This window comes from Kribbella sp. NPDC048837, from assembly GCF_055586945.1.
Genome location: NZ_JBVJHF010000003.1, coordinates 198,838 through 215,191, shown reverse-complemented (window position 1 = coordinate 215,191; position 16,354 = coordinate 198,838). Strand labels below are relative to the sequence as shown.

Sequence of the window (16,354 nt, the reverse complement as noted above, 5' to 3'; positions counted from 1 at the left end):
AACCGTACGTGCGTCAGTAGTACCTCCTCAGCTTCGGCCACAGCGTGGACCAGGGCTCGGTGGTCCCGGCGCACCGCGCGATCGCGGTGCCGTCCTCGTCGTTGGAGACGATGTTGTCGATCGTGCCCACCTGTGAGCAGTCCCGGAAGTGCTCTTCCAACGACGGTGTGCGCTCCTGCTCGACCAGGAGAACCGGCCCGGTGTTGGTGTCCGGCGGGCGACCCCAGTCGGCGAAGCTCATATGACCTGAGTACGCCGTGGGGAGCCCGTGGGAAGGCCCGTAGCGAAGGAGGGCGCCGGCCTCGCCGTAGTTGCCGGCGACGATCGTGGCGGTCGCACGTTGGTCCGGTGGGATCTGCTCCCAGGCGGTCGCGACGGTGGTCGTCAGCGTCTGCCAGCCGATCTGCTCGCCTTGCTCCTTGTTCACCGGGATGACGAAGTCGACCGCGGACGCGGGGAGCACCGGCAAGGTGAACAGCGCGGAGGTCAACGCGGTGAGCACCAGTGCGATGATCGCGAGAGGTCGGTGGCGATCGATCCAACCCAGGGTCGGCTCGGACCCGGCCGCTACGAGGACGAGGAGCAAGGGCAGGGCGTAGTACGCCTTCCCGCCGACCGCCAGGACGACGATGCAGAGCAGCGGATACGCCAAGGCCACGGATCGAGCCCAGGGCATCCGCCACAGTCGCAAGAAGCCGGCGATCCAGACGGGCACGAGGAACGGTGACAGCAGGAGAAGCTGGAGTGGGATGAACGTGATGCGGTTCTCGGTGCCGTCGTCCTGGCTGATGCCGTCTGCAACGGTCAGTTGTGGCCAGCCGTGCTGGAATTGCCACACCACGTTCGGCAGGGCGATGAGGGCGGCTATGGCGACGCCGGCCGGCAGCCACCAGGAGCGCAGCACGTCCCGTGGACCGACGGCGAGCAACGACAGCAACAGGGCGCCGATCGGGAGCACTACGAGGTACTTGTTCTCCAGGGCGATTCCGGCGGTGAGGCCTAGCGCTAGCCACCAGCGGCCGTCGCGGGTCCTCAGCAGCTTGATGGCGAAGAGGGCGATCAGCATCCAGGCCAGGAGGTCGTAGGTCGCCGTCGAGACCAGGTGGCCGACGCCGACGACGAAGCCGGATACCCCTGCGCAGACCGCGGCCAGCAGCTGGCCGCGGCGGTCACTGCCGAACTCTCGTGCGATCAGGGCGACCACGATGACTGTGATCATGCAGCTGATCGTGGAGAGCACGCGGAGGCCCATGACGGTGTCGCCGAAGACGGTGGTCGAGATGCGGGCGAGGAGTGGTGTCAGGGGTGGCTGGTCGATGTATCCCCAGGCGAGATGGCGGCCTGCGGCCATGAAGTAGAGCTCGTCGCGGTGGAAGCCGTACCGCCCGGAGAGCGCGGTCAGCACAGCCCCGACGACGACCGCGACGGACACGACGGGACGAGCTGCGAAGGCAGGCGCTGGTGGGCGGGTCATGCCGGAATGTTGTCAGCCGATCGGGTCCCTCACCAGGACCTGATCCGGAACTCTCCGGGACTTTTGTACGACCCGTGTGGGCGACGCGGATCAGGATCCGTGGTTGACATGCCATCACGATCACCGGCAGCGTCGTCAGGGGGATGATTTGATATGCCAACCGGATGACAGATGAGGTGGCGGCGTGGCGTTGCTGTACGAGCGGATCTGTGCGGATGTTCTCGAGCAGATCCGGCGGGGGGTCCTCCGGCCGGGAGATCGGGTGCCGTCGGAGATGGAGCTGGCCGCGCAGTTCGAGGTCAGCCGGATCACGTCGAAGCGAGCGCTCGAGGTGCTGCGGGAGGCCGGGCTGGTCGAGCGGATCCGCGGCAAGGGGACGTTCGTCGTACGCCGGCTGCCCGACCTGACCGGTGTCACGGTGCCACTGCGCGGCCGCCCGAGGCACGAGGCCCGCTCGATCGCGCTGATCGTGCCGGACATGTCCGAGGCCTACGGTCTGGACCTCCTGAACGCGATCGAGGAGCGCTGCGCGGAGTACGGCGCCCATCTGGTCGTACGGCGAACCCACGGGCGGCAGACCGACGAGGAGAAGGCCGTGGACTCGCTGGTGGCGTCCGTGGACGGTCTGATCGTGTTCCCGGTGCACGGCGACTTCTACAACGCCAGCCTGCTCCGGCAGGTGCTGGCCGGCTACCCGGTGGTCCTCGTCGACCGGCATCTGTCCGGGATCCCGGTCGCGGCGGTGCACACCGACAACGTGGCGGCCGCGCGGGCGCTGACCTCCCGCCTGCGCGATCAGGGGCACCGCCACATCGCCTTCCTCTCCCCACCACCCGTGAACACGTCCTCGATCGAGGAGCGACTGGAGGGGTTCCGCTCCGCGTTCGGCGAGCGCGGACAGGCCCACGAGCTGACCGATCTGCGCAGCACGTTGCCCGGCTCGACGACCACCGAGAGCGTGCGCGCGGACATGGAAGTGATCCGCGAGTTCCGCGACCGGATGCCTGAAGTGACGGCGTACTTCGCCTGTGAGTACAACCTGGCCCGGATGGTGGACCGTGCGCTGGACGGCGACCAGGTGGTCGCGTGCTTCGACTCACCGGGGGACTCCATCGGCGGACCGCCGTACCTGCACGTCAAGCAGAACGAGGCCGAGATGGGCCGGCGGGCGGTCGATCTGCTGCTGGCTCAGCTGCGGGGCGAGCCGGTGCCGAACCTGTCGCTGGTTCCGTTCGAGATAGTCGATGCCGTCGGCAACACCTGACTTTCGGCAGTACGGCGGGAGCCCTGCGACTGTGTAGCGTCTGGGGCATGAGGTGGCGGTGCCTGGGAGATGTCGGCCTGTGGGCCGCGCTGAGCCTCCTCGTGCTCGCCGAGAGCGGTGCCCGGAGCGATCCCTACTGGTTCCAGGCCGCGTGCATCGGCCTACTGTTCGTCGCCGTCTTCGGCCGCCGCAGCTGGCCGCTCGCGTCCCTGACTCTGGTCGCGGTGGCCGAGATTCTCATCCTGGCCTTCGCTCTGGGTACGACGAACGGCGTGCAGATCGCACTGGTCCCGGCGATCACCTTGCTGAGCTATCTGGCCGGCCGACGCGAGACGCAGCTCAAGCACTTCGTCATGGTCTGCAGTTGGTCGCTCGTAGGCATGCTCGCGCTCGCACTCCTCCTCCGGCGCCAGGCCCAGGCCACCGAGGCGATCCTGAGCTGGCTGCTGATGCTCCTGCTCGCCCTGCTGGTCGTCGTCCTGCCGTGGTTGATCGGCCGGTACCGCGCACAACAGGCGTTGCTGGAGTCAGCCGGTTGGGAGCGGGCCGAGCGGATCGAACGTGAGCAGCGGATGGCGATCGACCAGGAGCGGCTGCGAGAGCGCTCCCGGATCGCCGAGGACATGCATGATTCGGTCGGTCACGAGCTGAGTCTGATCGCGCTGCAGGCCGCCGCGCTGGAACTCGATCCCTCGCTGCCGGAGCAGCACCGGAGCGCCGCGACCTCCTTGCGCGAGGCGGCGGCCACCGTGACCGAACGGCTCGGCGAGATCGTCGGCGTACTGCGGGACGCGGACGCGCCGGTGATGCCGCATGACGAGACAGTCGGCGCGCTGGTCGACCGCGCCGCCGCGTCCGGTCTGGCGGTGCGCCTGATCGAGGAGGGTGAGGGGGAGCGCTCCCCGATGGTGGATCGGGCCGTGCATCGCGTCGTCCAGGAGTCGCTGACCAATGCCAGCAAGCACGCCCCGGGTGCGGCGGTGACGGTGACGGTGACATCCGGCAAGAACGACGTACGCGTCACTGTCGTGGACACCGGAGCCACGCGGGCCCTCCAGTCCAGGTCCACGAGCGGCGGTGGACTGGAAGGGTTGAAGGAGCGAGTCCGGCTGGTCGGCGGATCGTTGACCGCGGGGCCGCGAGCCGCCGGCGGCTTCGAGGTGGTCGCGACCATGCCCCGCGCAGGTGGTCGGCCGGAGCCGCCGGCCGTTCCCACCGCGGCGGTCGAGCGCGCCACGGTACGGCGGAGTGCGCGGCGCGGCCTGATCACCGCCATCGCCGCACCGCTGATCCTCGGGGCAGTCGTCGGAGTGGTTGCCCTCGGCTACTACCTGATGGCCGGGTACAGCTCGATCCTGCGGCCGAGCCAGTACGACGCCCTGACCCTCGGGCAGTCCGAGGACGAGGTGCGAGACGCACTGCCTGCGATGCAGATGATCGACCCGCCCACCGAGCGCTACGACCCGCCGGAGGGCTGGACCTGCAGCTACTACCGCCCGGACGGTCCCTTCTCGATCAACTACGCGTACCGCCTGTGCTTCAGCCGGGGCGTCCTCGTCGCCAAGGCGATCGCGCAGACCGGCTCGGTGCCACCGACCCCCGAGGGGAACAGATGATCAGGGTCCTGCTGGCCGACGACGAGGCGATGGTGCGGGCCGGCGTCCGCGCGATCCTCGGCACCGACGACACGATCGAGGTCGTCGCCGAGGCAGCGGACGGCGTGGAGGCCGTCGAGGCGGTACGGCGGCATCGGCCGGACGTCGCCGTACTCGACATCCGGATGCCACGGATGGACGGCCTGGCGGCGGGTGCCGAGATCCGGCGGACCGTGCCCGACACGGCAGTGGTCATGCTGACGACCTTCTCCGAGGACGCGTACATCGCCCGTGCGCTGGGCGACGGCGCGAGTGGCTTCCTGCTGAAGTCCGGCGATCCGCGCGATCCGCGCGAGCTGATCGCCGGCCTGAAAGCTGTCGCGGAAGGCGCCGCCTATCTGTCGCCGCGCGTTGCCCACCGCGTGATCGCCGAGCTCAGCGCCGGATCCGGTGGCGGAGCGATGGCCCGGGCCGCGGCCGCCAAGGAGCAGGTCGCCGTACTGAGTCCTCGTGAGCTGGAGGTGCTCGGACTGGTCGGTGCCGGATTGTCGAACGCCGAGATCGCCGCACGGCTCTTCCTGGTCGAAGGGACCGTGAAGGCGTACGTCAGCGCCATCCTGCTCAGACTGGCGGTGAAGAACCGGGTCCAGGCCGCGATCGTCGCCTACGAAGCCGGTCTGGTGAGCTCCTGAGCCGTCAGCTGACCTGCGGATACCGGTAATGGCGACGCTCCGGGTCGTGACATCGTGAGGACACCGTGTCATGGGATAGTGGACCCTCCCGGAGCCCTCACGCCTCCGGATTGCAACCAGCAGCCTCCAGGGGCACTGCCCCTCACAGAGAATCGGGGATCCAGGTCGTGACCGACTCGCACAACTCCGGACAGCACAAGGACCGGGAAGCGGCGGCGGCCGAGGTCCGGAGAATGTGGCAGCCGACCCCCTCCTGGACCCAGCCGGACCCGAACCAGGACGCCGACCCCGAAGCCGCCGAGACCGACGAGAAGCCGGACGCGCTGTCTGCGGATTGGTCCCGTCCGTCCGGTCAGCAGGCGCCCTGGACCCAGCCCCCGGCGCAACCGCCGGCCCCGTCCTGGACGCAGCCCGCCGGGGAGCCCACCGGCTCGTGGACCCAACCGGACCCGGAGCCGGACGATTTCGACGACTCGAGCGACACGGACGCCGTCGAAGCCACCCCGGAGCACCATGACGACACGGGTACGACGCCTGCCGCGGCGCAAGGCCCTGCGCCGAGCGCGCCGGTCTTCGGCGGCTCGTCCTTCCACGGCTCTCCCGCAGGACCCCCGGCGCAGGGCGGTCCGCAGCTGTCTCCGGCCGCGCAGCACTTCTTCCCGCAGGGCATCCCCGGTCAGCACGCACCGCAGCAGCAGCGCGAGGTGTCCTACCGCACCGACGAGCTGATGCAGGCCCTGCCGCTGCCGCGGGAGGCTCCGGCCGAGCGCGGCGTGCGGAGTGTGCTGAAGCTGCGTCCGGGCAGCGCCGAGCGCTCGGAACGGATCGCCCGCGCGACGGCCGCGACCGCGTTCCGGCGTCCCGTCACGATCGTCGTCGCAAACCCGAAGGGCGGCTCCGGCAAGACGCCGACCACGCTGCTGCTCGCCGGCGCGCTCGGTCAGGCCCGCGGCGGCGGCGTGGTGGCGTGGGACAACAACGAACTGCGCGGCAACATGCACCTGCGCACCCACGACACGAACGCCCGGTCCACCGTCACGGACATGCTCCAGGCGATGCAGATGCTGACCCAGCCGGATGCCCGGCTCGGCGACGTGGCGGCGTACCTGCGGCACCAGGTCGCCGGCCAGTACGACGTGCTGACGTCGGCGACCACGACGTACGCGCAGATCGAGGCGAAGGACTTCGACCAGATCCACCGGCTGCTGAGCCGCTTCTACAAGGTGCTCGTGATCGACACCGGGAACAACGAGGGCTCCAGCAACTGGCGTGAGGCGATGAAGGCGGCCGACGCCCTCGTCATCCCGATCAAGTGGAAGAGCCTGTCCTGCGCGGCCGCGGTGCAGATGCTCGAGGAGCTCGACAACCAGGGCCCGGAGGCGCAGCGGCTGATCCGTCGCGCGGTGATCGCGGTCTCCAACGGTCCCGGCGACGTGAACAAGGAGGTCGAGAAGCAGCTCCGCCCGTACTTCGAGTCCCGTGCGGCGGCCGTGATCGACATCCCGACCGACATGCACATCGCCGCCGAGGGTCCGCTCGACCACTCGGCCCTCCAGCCCGCCACCCGCCGCGCCGGCCTGGAGCTCGCGGCCAAGGTGTCCGAGCAGATCACGATCGCCCTGAACGTTCCTCGCTGAGCACGGCCAGAGTCAACCGGCCGAGGCGGTCCGGGTCCGCGACGACGTCGTACGACGTGATCCGGTCCGCCACGCTGGTGAAGGCGATCGCCAGGAACAGCTGCCCGTGCGGCGCGAGGACGGCCGTGAACGGTGCCGTGCCGCTCAGGCGCGTTCCGACGCGGTCTCAAGCGTCGCGGCTCGTTAGAACGCGGGTCCCGAGTGCTAGACCGCCAGCAGCCCACAGGAGCAGGACTACAGCGCTCAGAGTGGGGGAGAGCGGGTCGGTCGCGCCCGTCAGGTAGTTCTGGCCGGCGCCGCCTGGCAGCAGTGCCGCGAGCCAGACCAGCGCGCGCAGTGAGCTCTGGCCGAGCATCAGCGGCACGACCAGGAGCAGCAGGAACGCCGCGGTCAGAGTGCCGGCCGTACTGCGGACGACCCAAGCGATCCCCGCGGTGAACAGTCCGGCCGCGGTTGCGTAGAAGCCGACCGACAGCAGGTCCACCACGAGCCCGCTGCCGTCCCAGTCGGCCCATGGGCCCGCAGCCAGACCGCCCACGACGGATGCGACCCCGGCCAGGAGTAGTCCGTAGCCGAACAGCACCGGCGTCAGCACGGCAGCCTTCGCCAGTACGACGTTGCGCCGTACCGGAGTCCACTGGAGCGTGGAGCGGATGCTGCCGGTCGCGTACTCGGACGTCACCGTCAGCAGTGCGAACGCGGCCACGACCACCTGCACGATCAGGATGACCGAGGCGCCGAAACCACCCACTGCCTGCCGCTCGGCGAGCTCACCCGGCCCGAGGTGGGTGTTGTCGTACGCGACGTTGAAGCCGTACTGCAGGCCGAGCAGACCCGTCAGCAGCAGGGCCGACACGATGTTCAGCCAACTGGACCGGACCGTCCACAGCTTCGTCCACTCCGAGCGCACCGCGTTCATCTCTTCCCTGCTTCCATGAGGTCAGGCTCTACCTGAGCTTGAGGTTTCCGTTGACGACGGCGGTGCCGCACGACCTCGACGATGAGCGTCACCATGAGCGCCAGACCGATCCCGAGGATCACGCCCTTCAGCGGGTTGTCCTCGAAGGCCTTGCCGCCGATGTAGCCGACCAAGGTGCAGTACAGACCCCAGCTGGCCGCAGCCAGTCCGGCGTACGCCGAGAACTTCCGCAGGGGGTAGCGGACCGAGCCCATGGTCAGCGTGACCGCCGTACGACCGCCGGGGACGTAGCGGGCGACTACCAGGACCAGTCCGCCTCGCTCGGCCAACGCACGGCGTGCCCAGAGCACCGCTGCGTGCCGTTTGGTCCCTGGCTTCATCCGGTCGAGCAGCCGGCCGCCGGCGCCGCGGCCGAGCGCGTAGGACACGTGGTCCCCGACGAATGCGCCGATGGCCGCGACCACGATGACGGCGTACAGGTTGGGTTCACCGTTGGCCGCTGCGAACACCCCGGCGGTGACGACCAGCGTCTCGCTCGGGATGGCCGGGAAGAAGCCGTCCAGCGCGGCGAAGCCCCACAGTGCGAGGTAGATCCACCACGAGGACATCAGCTCTTCGGCGAAGTGCAGGAGCTGGTCACTCACGACGCCACCGCCACGCCGTACTCGACGCTGTCAGCGGTGAGCTCCATGTAGGCCTCTTCCAGCGACGCACGCTCGGTGTGCAGCTCATGCAGCCGTACGCCGAGCTCGTGAGCCAGATCGCCGACCCGCTCGACCGGTACGCCGGTCACGACCAGCCGGTCCTCCTCGGACTCCACCCGCTCCGCCTCGGTGATCAGCCGGTCGCGCAACACGGCTCGCTGCGCCGGATCCGGGATGCGGAGGCGCACCGTGGATCGAGACGACCCCGCGATCACCTCAGCCACCGGGGCGTCGGCGATCAGCCGGCCACGGCCGATCACGACGAGCTGATCGGCCGTCAGCTGCATCTCACTCATCAGATGGCTGGACACGAACACGGTCCGGCCCTCGGCCGCCAGTGAGCGCATCAGCTGCCGGACCCAGCGGACGCCGTCGGGGTCGAGGCCGTTCACCGGCTCGTCGAACATCAGCACCTCGGGATCGCCGAGCAGTGCGCCGGCGATGCCGAGCCGCTGGCCCATGCCGAGCGAGAACTGCCCGGCCCGCTTCCGGGCGACCGAGTCCAGGCCGACGATCGACAGCACCTCGTCGACCCGGCTGACCGGGAGACCGTTGCTGCGGGCCATCGCGATCAGGTGGTTGCGCGCGGTCCGGCGCGGGTGCAGCGCCTTGGCGTCGAGCAGTGCGCCGACCTTGGTCAGCGGTGCCGGCCAGGCCGCGTACGGGCGGCCGCCGACCAGCGCGGTGCCTTCGGTCGGGGTGTCGAGGCCGAGGATCATCCGCATCGTGGTCGACTTGCCGGCGCCGTTCGGGCCGAGGAAGCCGGTCACCCGGCCGGGGGACACGGTGAGGTCGAGGGCGTCCACGGCGCGGGTGTCGCCGTACCGCTTGGTCAGTCCTTCGAGAGTGATCACGCTCCCGAACCTAGGAATTCGGGCCCCCCGGCCACATCGGACCAAGGGCTGGTGCGACCCCCGACTTTCGTCAGGTCGTGGTGGCCTGTGGATACGCCGTCCGGGCGTCGTGGCGGAGTCGATACCATCTGTGGCGTGACCGGCAATCGGCCGGCTACGCGTACCCGAGGAGTGAACGTGTCGGAAGTCAAGGTCCATCTGATCGGCGTCGAGGGCGAGGCTGAGCGGAGTGTGACCGAGACGACGACGATCGGGGAGCTGTTCGCCGGGATCTTCGGTCAGGACCGCTCCGCCATCGCCGCCCGTGTCAACGGTGAGCTGCGGGACCTGTCCCGGGTGGTCGCCGACGGCGACGAGATCGAGCCGGTCAAGGCGGCGTCGGCGGACGGCCGGGCGATCATCCGGCACTCGACCGCGCACGTGCTCGCGCAGGCCGTGCAGGACCTGTTCCCGGAGGCCAAGCTCGGCATCGGCCCGCCGGTGGAGAACGGGTTCTACTACGACTTCGACGTCCCCACGCCGTTCACGCCGGACGACCTGGGCAAGCTCGAGAAGAAGATGCAGCAGATCATCAAGGAGCGGCAGCGGTTCAGCCGCCGGGTGGTCTCCGACGACGACGCGCGGGCCGAGCTGGCCTCCGAGCCGTACAAGCTCGAGCTGATCGGCATCAAGGGCTCCGCGGCCGACGCCGCCGAGGGGGCTTCGGTGGAGGTCGGCGGCGGTGAGCTGACGATCTACGACAACGTCCGGCGGGACGAGAGCGTCGCGTGGAAGGACCTGTGCCGTGGGCCGCACGTGCCGGCGACGGGGTATCTGGGCAACTTCAAGCTGATGCGGACGGCCGCGGCGTACTGGCGGGGGAGCGAGAAGAACCCGCAGCTCCAGCGGATCTACGGCACGGCGTGGGAGTCACGCGACGAGCTGAAGGCGTACCTGACCCGGCTCGAGGAGGCCGCCAAGCGCGATCACCGCAAGCTCGGCAGCGAGCTCGACCTGTTCAGCTTCCCCGACGAGATCGGCTCGGGGCTCGCGGTGTTCCACCCGAAGGGCGGCGTGCTGCGGAAGGTGATGGAGGACTACTCCCGCCAGCGGCACGTCGAGGACGGGTACGAGTTCGTCTACTCACCGCACATCACCAAGGCGCAGCTGTTCGAGACCTCGGGCCACCTGGACTGGTACGCCGACGGCATGTACCCGCCCATGCACCTGGACGAGGAGCGCGGCGCGGACGGGCAGATCCGCAAGCAGGGCCAGGACTACTACCTGAAGCCGATGAACTGCCCGATGCACAACCTGATCTTCGCCGCCCGCGGCCGGTCCTACCGGGAGCTGCCGCTGCGGCTGTTCGAGTTCGGCACGGTCTACCGGCTGGAGAAGTCCGGCGTCGTGCACGGCATGACGCGCGCCCGCGGCTTCACCCAGGACGACGCGCACATCTACTGCACCCGTGAGCAGATGCGCGACGAGCTGCGCAACCTGCTGACCTTCGTGCTCGGCCTGCTCGCCGACTACGGCCTGGACGACTTCTACCTCGAGCTCTCGACCAAGAACCCGGACAAGTTCGTCGGTTCCGACGAGGTCTGGGACGAGGCCACCGAGACCCTGCGGGAAGTTGCCGAGGGCTCCGGTCTGGAGCTGATCCCGGACCCGGGCGGCGCCGCGTTCTACGGGCCGAAGATCTCGGTCCAGACCAAGGACGCGATCGGCCGGACCTGGCAGATGTCGACGATCCAGCTGGACTTCAACCTGCCGGAGCGGTTCGAGCTGGAGTACACCGCGCCGGACGGCTCCCGGCAGCGGCCGGTGATGATCCACCGCGCGCTGTTCGGCTCGATCGAGCGCTTCGTCGCGGTGCTGACCGAGCACTACGCCGGCGCCTTCCCGCCCTGGCTGGCCCCGGTCCAGGTGATCGGGATCCCGATCACCGACGGCCACGTGGACTACCTGTACGACGTCGCCGCGCAGCTGAAGGCGCAGGGGATCCGGGTCGAGGTGGACTCCTCCGACGACCGGATGCAGAAGAAGATCCGGAACGCGCAGAAGTCCAAGGTGCCGTACATGCTGATCGCCGGGGACGAGGACATGGCCGCCGGGTCGGTGTCGTTCCGCTACCGCGACGGCTCGCAGAAGAACGGCATCCCGGTCGCCGAGGCCGTGGCCGAGATCGTCGAGGCCGTCCAGAAGCGCGTCCAGGTATGACGGGAACCCCTGACCCCTCCGACCCGCCGGAGTCGCCGTACGTCCCGGACGAGGTGGTGGCGCAGGACGGGGTCGGGGTGCCCGATCCGTTCATGCGGCTGTGGACGCCGCATCGGATGGCCTACATCGAGGGGGAGAACAAGCCGACCAGCTCGGAGGCCGGCTCGGGATGCCCGTTCTGCCGGCTGCCCGGGCTCCCGGATGCCGACGCGCTGATCGTGCACCGGGGCGAGGCGGCGTACGCCGTGCTGAACCTGTATCCGTACAACCCCGGTCACTTGATGGTCGTGCCGTACCGGCATGTCGCCGACTACACCGAGCTGACCGCCGACGAGGTCACCGATGTGGCCACGCTCACCCGGCAGGCGATGCACGCGATCCGCACGGTCTCGGCGGCGCACGGCTTCAACATCGGCATGAACCAGGGCGAGATCGCCGGTGCCGGGATCGCGGCCCACCTGCACCAGCACGTCGTACCGCGGTGGACCGGCGACACCAACTTCATGCCGGCCATCGCCCACACCAAGGTCCTGCCGCAACTGCTCCCCGACACCCGCGCCCTGCTCGCCAAGTCCTGGCCGACCGAGCCCTGACGCACAGATCGCCCCGTCTCGGCAGAGACGGGGCGATCGGCGTCGATCACTCGCCGGACAGCGGCGGGTCGGTGAACTTGGCCCAGCTGAAGTACGTCGGGTCCGTGAAAGTGCCCGGCGCCTTCCCGAGGCCCTTGACGACCGTCGCCAGACCGTTGGCATGGCCAATGGAGTACAGGTAGCCGGCGCCGGTGTCCCGGTCGATCCCGAGCACCACGGTGCCCTGTCCGCACGGCGCCGCCACCAGGGTCTCGAACACCTGCCAAGTGGACGGCCGGATCGGCTTCACCACGGACTGCATGATGTGCCCGCCCGCCACCGGGAACCGTGCGGTGTAGAGCCTGCCGGTGCTGTGCGTCATGAGGAACGTGTCGTACGTCGCCGTCTGGCTGATCAACGCCAGACCCTTCACTCCGCGGAAGTTGGACTGCCAGCCGTCGTAGTGCCGGTAGACGCGCCCGTTGTCGGTCTTGACGGTCCGGCGCTCCATGGTGCCGTCCAGTCGCAGCGACCACTCGGTGGTCCGTGTCCCGACCGACGATCGGTCGAGGCTCCGGTAGTTCTGCCATCCCGGCCCGACGCGGGTGAGCTGCTTCTGCGACACCGTCCCGCCGCCCGACGGCGTCCGGTACGACAGGTCGTAGAGGACAGACCCCAGTACGACCTCGCCGGTATGAAGCTCCGAGCCTTCACCCAGCCCGTAGCGGACGGCCGCACTCAGCTTCGCCTGACCGTCCGGGAAGATGTCCTTCCCGACGATCTTGTCGGGCACCTTGGTGACCGGCGAGGTCGCCGTGAAGGTCTGCATCCGGTGATCGCCCCCGGCGGTCACCGAGCCGACCGAGATCCGGCACGGCGCCGTCGTCGTCCTGTGCTCCGCCGTCGCCGTGCCGGTCGTGAGCAGTCCTGTGGTGAGTACCCCGGCGAGCACGAGGCCGCCGTACCTGGGCATGCTGCGCATTGCCACCACCCCCAAAACAAGGATTGTTGGTGGTTGGATGCCGGTCTGGGCCGGAAAGTTGGATCGCCCCACCCGCGGCGGCGGGTGGGGCGATCGGGTTCAGTGCGAGATCACTCGCCGGCCATGTTCGGGTCCGTGAACCCCTTCCAGTGGACGTAGACCGGGTCGGTGAACGAGCCCGGCACCTTGCCGATGCTCTTGATCACCGTGGCCGTGCCGTTGGCGTGGCCGATCGAGTACAGGAAGCCGGAGCCGGTGTCCTTGTCGATGCCGAGCAGCAGCGTGCCGGTGCCGCACGGCGCCGCCACCAGCGACTCGAACCCCTGCGAGGTCGAGCCGCGGACCTGCTTCACGACCCCCGGGATGATCTGCCCACCGGCCAGCGGCAGCCGCGCGGTGTAGAGCTTCCCGCTGGTCAGCGTCAGCAGGAACGTGTCGTACGTCGGCGTCTGGCTGATCAGTGTCATCGCCTTCACGCCCTTGTACCCGGACTGCCACCCGGTGATCCGCCGGGACGGGTGACCACTCGACCAGGTCACGTTCCGGCGGTAGATCGTCCCGTCGACGTGCAGCGAGTAGTCCGTCTGCCGCGAGCCGCTCGCGATGTCGACATACGACGTGTCGAGGGTCCCGTACACATCCCAGCCGCCGCCGATCCGGGTCACGGCCTTCTCGGTCACCGGCGCACCGCCACCCCGCGGCGTCCGGTACGTCGACTCGTAGAACGTCGACCCCATGATCACCGAACCGCTGTGGAAGTCGGTGTTGTCGACACTGGCCCCGAACTGCTGGGTCGCGCTGAGCCGGACGCCGCCGTCCGGGTAGATATCCTTGGCAACGGTGATCTCTCAGCGCAGGAACAGCGGCAGCAGCGGGTCGACGATCCCGGTCAGCGTGTCCAGCGTGATCGCGCGCGGCGGGTTGGTCAGGCCGGCGACCCGGACGACGCGGCGGCCCTGGCGAAAGACGAGCTCGCCCTGGTCGGGCAGGTAGTAGCCGGGCTGGCCGATCGGCGCGAGGCGGGGTGGTGGCGTCGTCTGTGCTTCCGGGATGGTCGGCTGGTCGAAGGCCTCCACGATCGACACCGTCGCGTCGAACGCTCCCCAGATACACGTCAAGGCGCCGTTGACCCGGTAGTCCCGCCGCAGTTGGACCTGCAGCCCGACGAACCGCTCGGCCGCCGAGTTCGAGACCTGGCACGCCGCGTCCGCCTGCCGCGCCGGCCGAAGAGTCTTCGGTACGGCGTCCCGCGCCGCGACAGCGATCTCCACGGCCTTGGCCCGGTCGATGCCCTCCGCCGTACTGCGGTCGATCCCCCCGGCCGGCGTGATCCGGACGGCGCGGTCGCCGACCCGGAAGACCAGGCGCGACTCGGCGATCCGGGCCTCCGGGCCGAGGTCGGGCAGCGGGTCGACGGTGCCGGCGCCGGTCATCAGCCGGCTGAGCGAGTCGGGCCGGCTCGGGAGCGCGCTGACGCCGATCGTCACGACGCGGTCCAGGACGAGCAGGGTGCACAGATCCATCGACGGGAGGCCGCCGTCGTTCCAGGCGTTCGGCTTGGCGGTGACGGGGACGCGGAGTTTCGCGGTCAGCGTGCGGGTGATCGCCGTACACACCTGCGGTCCGGGGGCGCCCGCCGTACCGTCCAGGCCCTCGGCCTGCGGGGGAGCGATCGCCGTGGGTACGTCGGCCGGGGCCCGGGTGATCCGTGGCTGGGAGTTGTCGGCCTTTCGCGCGACCGAGCATCCGGCGGTGGCCACCAGCACGGCGACCACACCCACCAGGACCCCTCGCATCCGCATCCGACCACCTCGCTCGCCTCCAGCATGGCCCGAACGGAGGCCTCCCGCAGGCCGAACCGAGTGCCTTGTCACCGGATGGTGATGCTCCTGGACTACGATCGCGTCGCCATGCTTAACAGATTCCGGCAGTTCTGGACCAAGGTGATCACCCCGATCGCCAACCTCCTGCTCAAGCTCGGCGTCAGCGCCGACGCGGTCACGCTGGTGGGCACCCTCGGGGTGTCCGCCGCCGCGCTGATCTTCTTCCCGCGCGGCCAGCTGTGGCTGGGCGTGGTGATCATCACCTGCTTCGTGTTCTCCGACCTGATCGACGGCCACATGGCCCGGACCTCGGGGACGTCGTCGAAGTGGGGGTCGTACCTGGACTCCACGCTGGACCGGCTCGGCGACGGCGCGGTCTTCGGCGGGCTGGTGATGTACTACGCCAACTCGAACGCCGGCGACTCCACGCTGATGGCCGCGGTCACGCTGTGGGCGCTGGTGATGGGCGCGACCACGTCGTACGCGCGGGCGAAGGCGGAGAGCCTCGGCCTGAAGGCGAGCGGTGGACTGGCCGAGCGGGCCGACCGGCTCGTCTCGGTGCTCGTGATCGCCTTCTTCTCCGACGTCCTCAACCTGCCGATCCTGCTGAAGATCGTCCTCTGGGCGCTCGCCGTCGCCAGCACGATCACCGTGATCCAGCGGTCGCTCTCGGTCCGCAAGCAGGTCCAGGCCGACCCGGCCAACGCGGGCCTGGACACCCCACCGCCGCCGCCTCCGGCCGAGCCCGACGCGAAGAGCTGACGGGTGGGCAGCCTTCGCCAGCGGGCTGTCGATCTGGCTTTCGCCCTCGCCTGGCTCCTGGTGCGCCGCCTGCCCGAGCGGACCGTCACCTGGCTGTTCCGCCAGGCCGCGGATCGCGTCGTACGACGCAACGGCCGGGGTGTACGGCGATTGCGCGGCAACCTGGCCGTGGTTCGTCCGGAGGCGAGCCCGAGTGAGCTCGACGCGCTGACGCTGGCGGGGATGCGCTCGTACCTGCGCTACTGGCAGGAGGCGTTCCGGCTGCCGGAGTGGACGGACGAGGAGATCGTCGGGCGGGTCCGGACGGTCAACGAGAAGCTGCTGCGCGATGCGTACGCCGCCGGTCGCGGTGTGATCTGTGCGCTGCCACACCTGGCGAACTACGACCACGCGGGCGCCTGGGCGGGCCTGACCGGCATGCCGGTCTCCACGGTGGCCGAGCGCTTGCAGCCTGAGTCGCTGTTCGACCGCTTCATCGCCTACCGCAAGAAGCTGGGGATGGAGGTCCTCCCGTTGACAGGCGGTGACGAGGACGTCACCGGCGTACTTGCCGCCCGCCTGCGCGCGGGTGGATTCGTCTGCCTGGTCGCCGATCGGGACCTGTCCGAGAGCGGTGCCCCGGTGACCTTCTTCGGCCGCCCGTCCCGGATGCCGGCCGGTCCCGCCGCCCTCAGCCTGCGCACGGGCGCACCCCTGATCCCGGCCACCCTGCACTACGACGGCCCCGACCTGGTCATCACCTTCCACGACACGATCGACCCTGACGGCGGCACTACCGCGATGACCCAACGCTGCGCCGACGCTTTCGCCGCAGGCATCGCCGCCCACCCCCAGGACTGGCACATGCTGCAGAGGATTTTCCTGGACGGGTAAGAAT

General features: G+C 69.5%; 15 protein-coding genes. 8 read left to right on the top strand and 7 right to left on the bottom strand.

All coding sequences use genetic code 11. The features are described from left to right. Window positions 1–13: 13 nt before the first annotated feature. Complete coding sequence (locus ACZ6O0_RS16605; RefSeq protein WP_465765780.1) at window positions 14–1,474, bottom strand: ArnT family glycosyltransferase; 1,461 nt, start codon at window positions 1,472–1,474, stop codon at window positions 14–16. A gap of 184 nt (window positions 1,475–1,658) precedes the next feature. Between ACZ6O0_RS16605 and ACZ6O0_RS16600 the strand changes: the two genes are divergently transcribed. From ACZ6O0_RS16600 to ACZ6O0_RS16585, 4 genes are all read left to right on the top strand, one after another. Beyond that, a complete protein-coding gene (locus ACZ6O0_RS16600; protein ID WP_465765779.1) occupies window positions 1,659–2,738 on the top strand; it encodes a GntR family transcriptional regulator in 1,080 nt (359 codons plus the stop codon). 47 nt (window positions 2,739–2,785) lie between these two features. After that, window positions 2,786–4,354, top strand: coding sequence for a sensor histidine kinase (locus ACZ6O0_RS16595; RefSeq protein WP_465765778.1), 1,569 nt, complete (start codon window positions 2,786–2,788; stop codon window positions 4,352–4,354). After that, window positions 4,351–5,025: a response regulator transcription factor gene (locus ACZ6O0_RS16590; protein WP_465765777.1), complete on the top strand. Its 675-nt coding sequence runs from the start codon at window positions 4,351–4,353 to the stop codon at window positions 5,023–5,025. Before ACZ6O0_RS16595 ends, ACZ6O0_RS16590 begins: the two co-directional genes overlap by 4 nt. A gap of 167 nt (window positions 5,026–5,192) precedes the next feature. Further along, the gene (locus tag ACZ6O0_RS16585; protein ID WP_465765776.1) at window positions 5,193–6,662 is read left to right on the top strand and encodes a MinD/ParA family ATP-binding protein; all 1,470 of its coding nucleotides are present in this window, start codon (window positions 5,193–5,195) and stop codon (window positions 6,660–6,662) included. 166 nt (window positions 6,663–6,828) lie between these two features. On the opposite strand, the gene ACZ6O0_RS16580 is transcribed toward ACZ6O0_RS16585, so the two are convergent. Genes ACZ6O0_RS16580 through ACZ6O0_RS16570 form a run of 3 tightly spaced genes read right to left on the bottom strand, consistent with a single transcriptional unit; the run spans window position 6,829 to window position 9,139 of the window. Next, entirely contained in the window at window positions 6,829–7,581 is a 753-nt protein-coding gene (locus tag ACZ6O0_RS16580; protein ID WP_465765775.1) for an ABC transporter permease, read from the bottom strand. Next, on the bottom strand, window positions 7,578–8,225 hold the full coding sequence (locus tag ACZ6O0_RS16575; protein WP_465765774.1) for a DedA family protein: 648 nt from the start codon (window positions 8,223–8,225) through the stop codon (window positions 7,578–7,580). Before ACZ6O0_RS16575 ends, ACZ6O0_RS16580 begins: the two co-directional genes overlap by 4 nt. Then, window positions 8,222–9,139 carry an ABC transporter ATP-binding protein gene (locus ACZ6O0_RS16570; protein WP_465765773.1) on the bottom strand — a complete coding sequence of 306 codons (918 nt, stop codon included), beginning with the start codon at window positions 9,137–9,139 and terminating at the stop codon, window positions 8,222–8,224. The genes ACZ6O0_RS16575 and ACZ6O0_RS16570 overlap by 4 nt, the downstream gene beginning before the upstream one ends. A gap of 177 nt (window positions 9,140–9,316) precedes the next feature. On the opposite strand from ACZ6O0_RS16570, the gene thrS reads away from it, so the two are divergent. Both thrS and ACZ6O0_RS16560 read left to right on the top strand, forming a co-directional pair. Beyond that, a complete protein-coding gene (thrS, locus tag ACZ6O0_RS16565) occupies window positions 9,317–11,338 on the top strand; it encodes a threonine--tRNA ligase (RefSeq protein ID WP_465765772.1) in 2,022 nt (673 codons plus the stop codon). 92 nt (window positions 11,339–11,430) lie between these two features. Next, window positions 11,431–11,931 (top strand): HIT family protein, encoded by a 501-nt coding sequence (locus ACZ6O0_RS16560; RefSeq protein ID WP_465766419.1) that lies wholly within the window; start codon window positions 11,431–11,433, stop codon window positions 11,929–11,931. A gap of 46 nt (window positions 11,932–11,977) precedes the next feature. On the opposite strand, the gene ACZ6O0_RS16555 is transcribed toward ACZ6O0_RS16560, so the two are convergent. The 3 genes from ACZ6O0_RS16555 to ACZ6O0_RS16545 form a co-directional block, all read right to left on the bottom strand. Further along, complete coding sequence (locus tag ACZ6O0_RS16555; RefSeq protein WP_465765771.1) at window positions 11,978–12,892, bottom strand: hypothetical protein; 915 nt, start codon at window positions 12,890–12,892, stop codon at window positions 11,978–11,980. A gap of 110 nt (window positions 12,893–13,002) precedes the next feature. After that, window positions 13,003–13,629, bottom strand: coding sequence for a hypothetical protein (locus tag ACZ6O0_RS16550; RefSeq protein ID WP_465765770.1), 627 nt, complete (start codon window positions 13,627–13,629; stop codon window positions 13,003–13,005). A gap of 111 nt (window positions 13,630–13,740) precedes the next feature. Next, a complete protein-coding gene (locus tag ACZ6O0_RS16545) occupies window positions 13,741–14,694 on the bottom strand; it encodes a hypothetical protein (RefSeq protein WP_465765769.1) in 954 nt (317 codons plus the stop codon). A gap of 108 nt (window positions 14,695–14,802) precedes the next feature. On the opposite strand from ACZ6O0_RS16545, the gene pgsA reads away from it, so the two are divergent. Together pgsA and ACZ6O0_RS16535 are read left to right on the top strand one after the other, a co-directional pair. Then, window positions 14,803–15,477 carry a phosphatidylinositol phosphate synthase gene (gene pgsA / locus ACZ6O0_RS16540; RefSeq protein ID WP_465765768.1) on the top strand — a complete coding sequence of 225 codons (675 nt, stop codon included), beginning with the start codon at window positions 14,803–14,805 and terminating at the stop codon, window positions 15,475–15,477. Between the two features lie 3 nt (window positions 15,478–15,480). Then, the gene (locus ACZ6O0_RS16535; protein WP_465765767.1) at window positions 15,481–16,350 is read left to right on the top strand and encodes a phosphatidylinositol mannoside acyltransferase; all 870 of its coding nucleotides are present in this window, start codon (window positions 15,481–15,483) and stop codon (window positions 16,348–16,350) included. Window positions 16,351–16,354: the final 4 nt, after the last annotated feature.

Coding starts and splice junctions, on each gene's coding strand:
- ACZ6O0_RS16605 (WP_465765780.1), bottom strand. CDS start 1,474: ATGACCCGCCCACCAGCGCCTGCCTTCGCAGCTCGTCCCGTCGTGTCC.
- ACZ6O0_RS16595 (WP_465765778.1), top strand. CDS start 2,786: ATGAGGTGGCGGTGCCTGGGAGATGTCGGCCTGTGGGCCGCGCTGAGC.
- ACZ6O0_RS16590 (WP_465765777.1), top strand. CDS start 4,351: ATGATCAGGGTCCTGCTGGCCGACGACGAGGCGATGGTGCGGGCCGGC.
- ACZ6O0_RS16580 (WP_465765775.1), bottom strand. CDS start 7,581: ATGAACGCGGTGCGCTCGGAGTGGACGAAGCTGTGGACGGTCCGGTCC.
- ACZ6O0_RS16560 (WP_465766419.1), top strand. CDS start 11,431: ATGCGGCTGTGGACGCCGCATCGGATGGCCTACATCGAGGGGGAGAAC.
- ACZ6O0_RS16555 (WP_465765771.1), bottom strand. CDS start 12,892: ATGCGCAGCATGCCCAGGTACGGCGGCCTCGTGCTCGCCGGGGTACTC.
- ACZ6O0_RS16550 (WP_465765770.1), bottom strand. CDS start 13,629: ATGGGGTCGACGTTCTACGAGTCGACGTACCGGACGCCGCGGGGTGGC.
- ACZ6O0_RS16545 (WP_465765769.1), bottom strand. CDS start 14,694: ATGCGGATGCGAGGGGTCCTGGTGGGTGTGGTCGCCGTGCTGGTGGCC.
- pgsA (WP_465765768.1), top strand. CDS start 14,803: ATGCTTAACAGATTCCGGCAGTTCTGGACCAAGGTGATCACCCCGATC.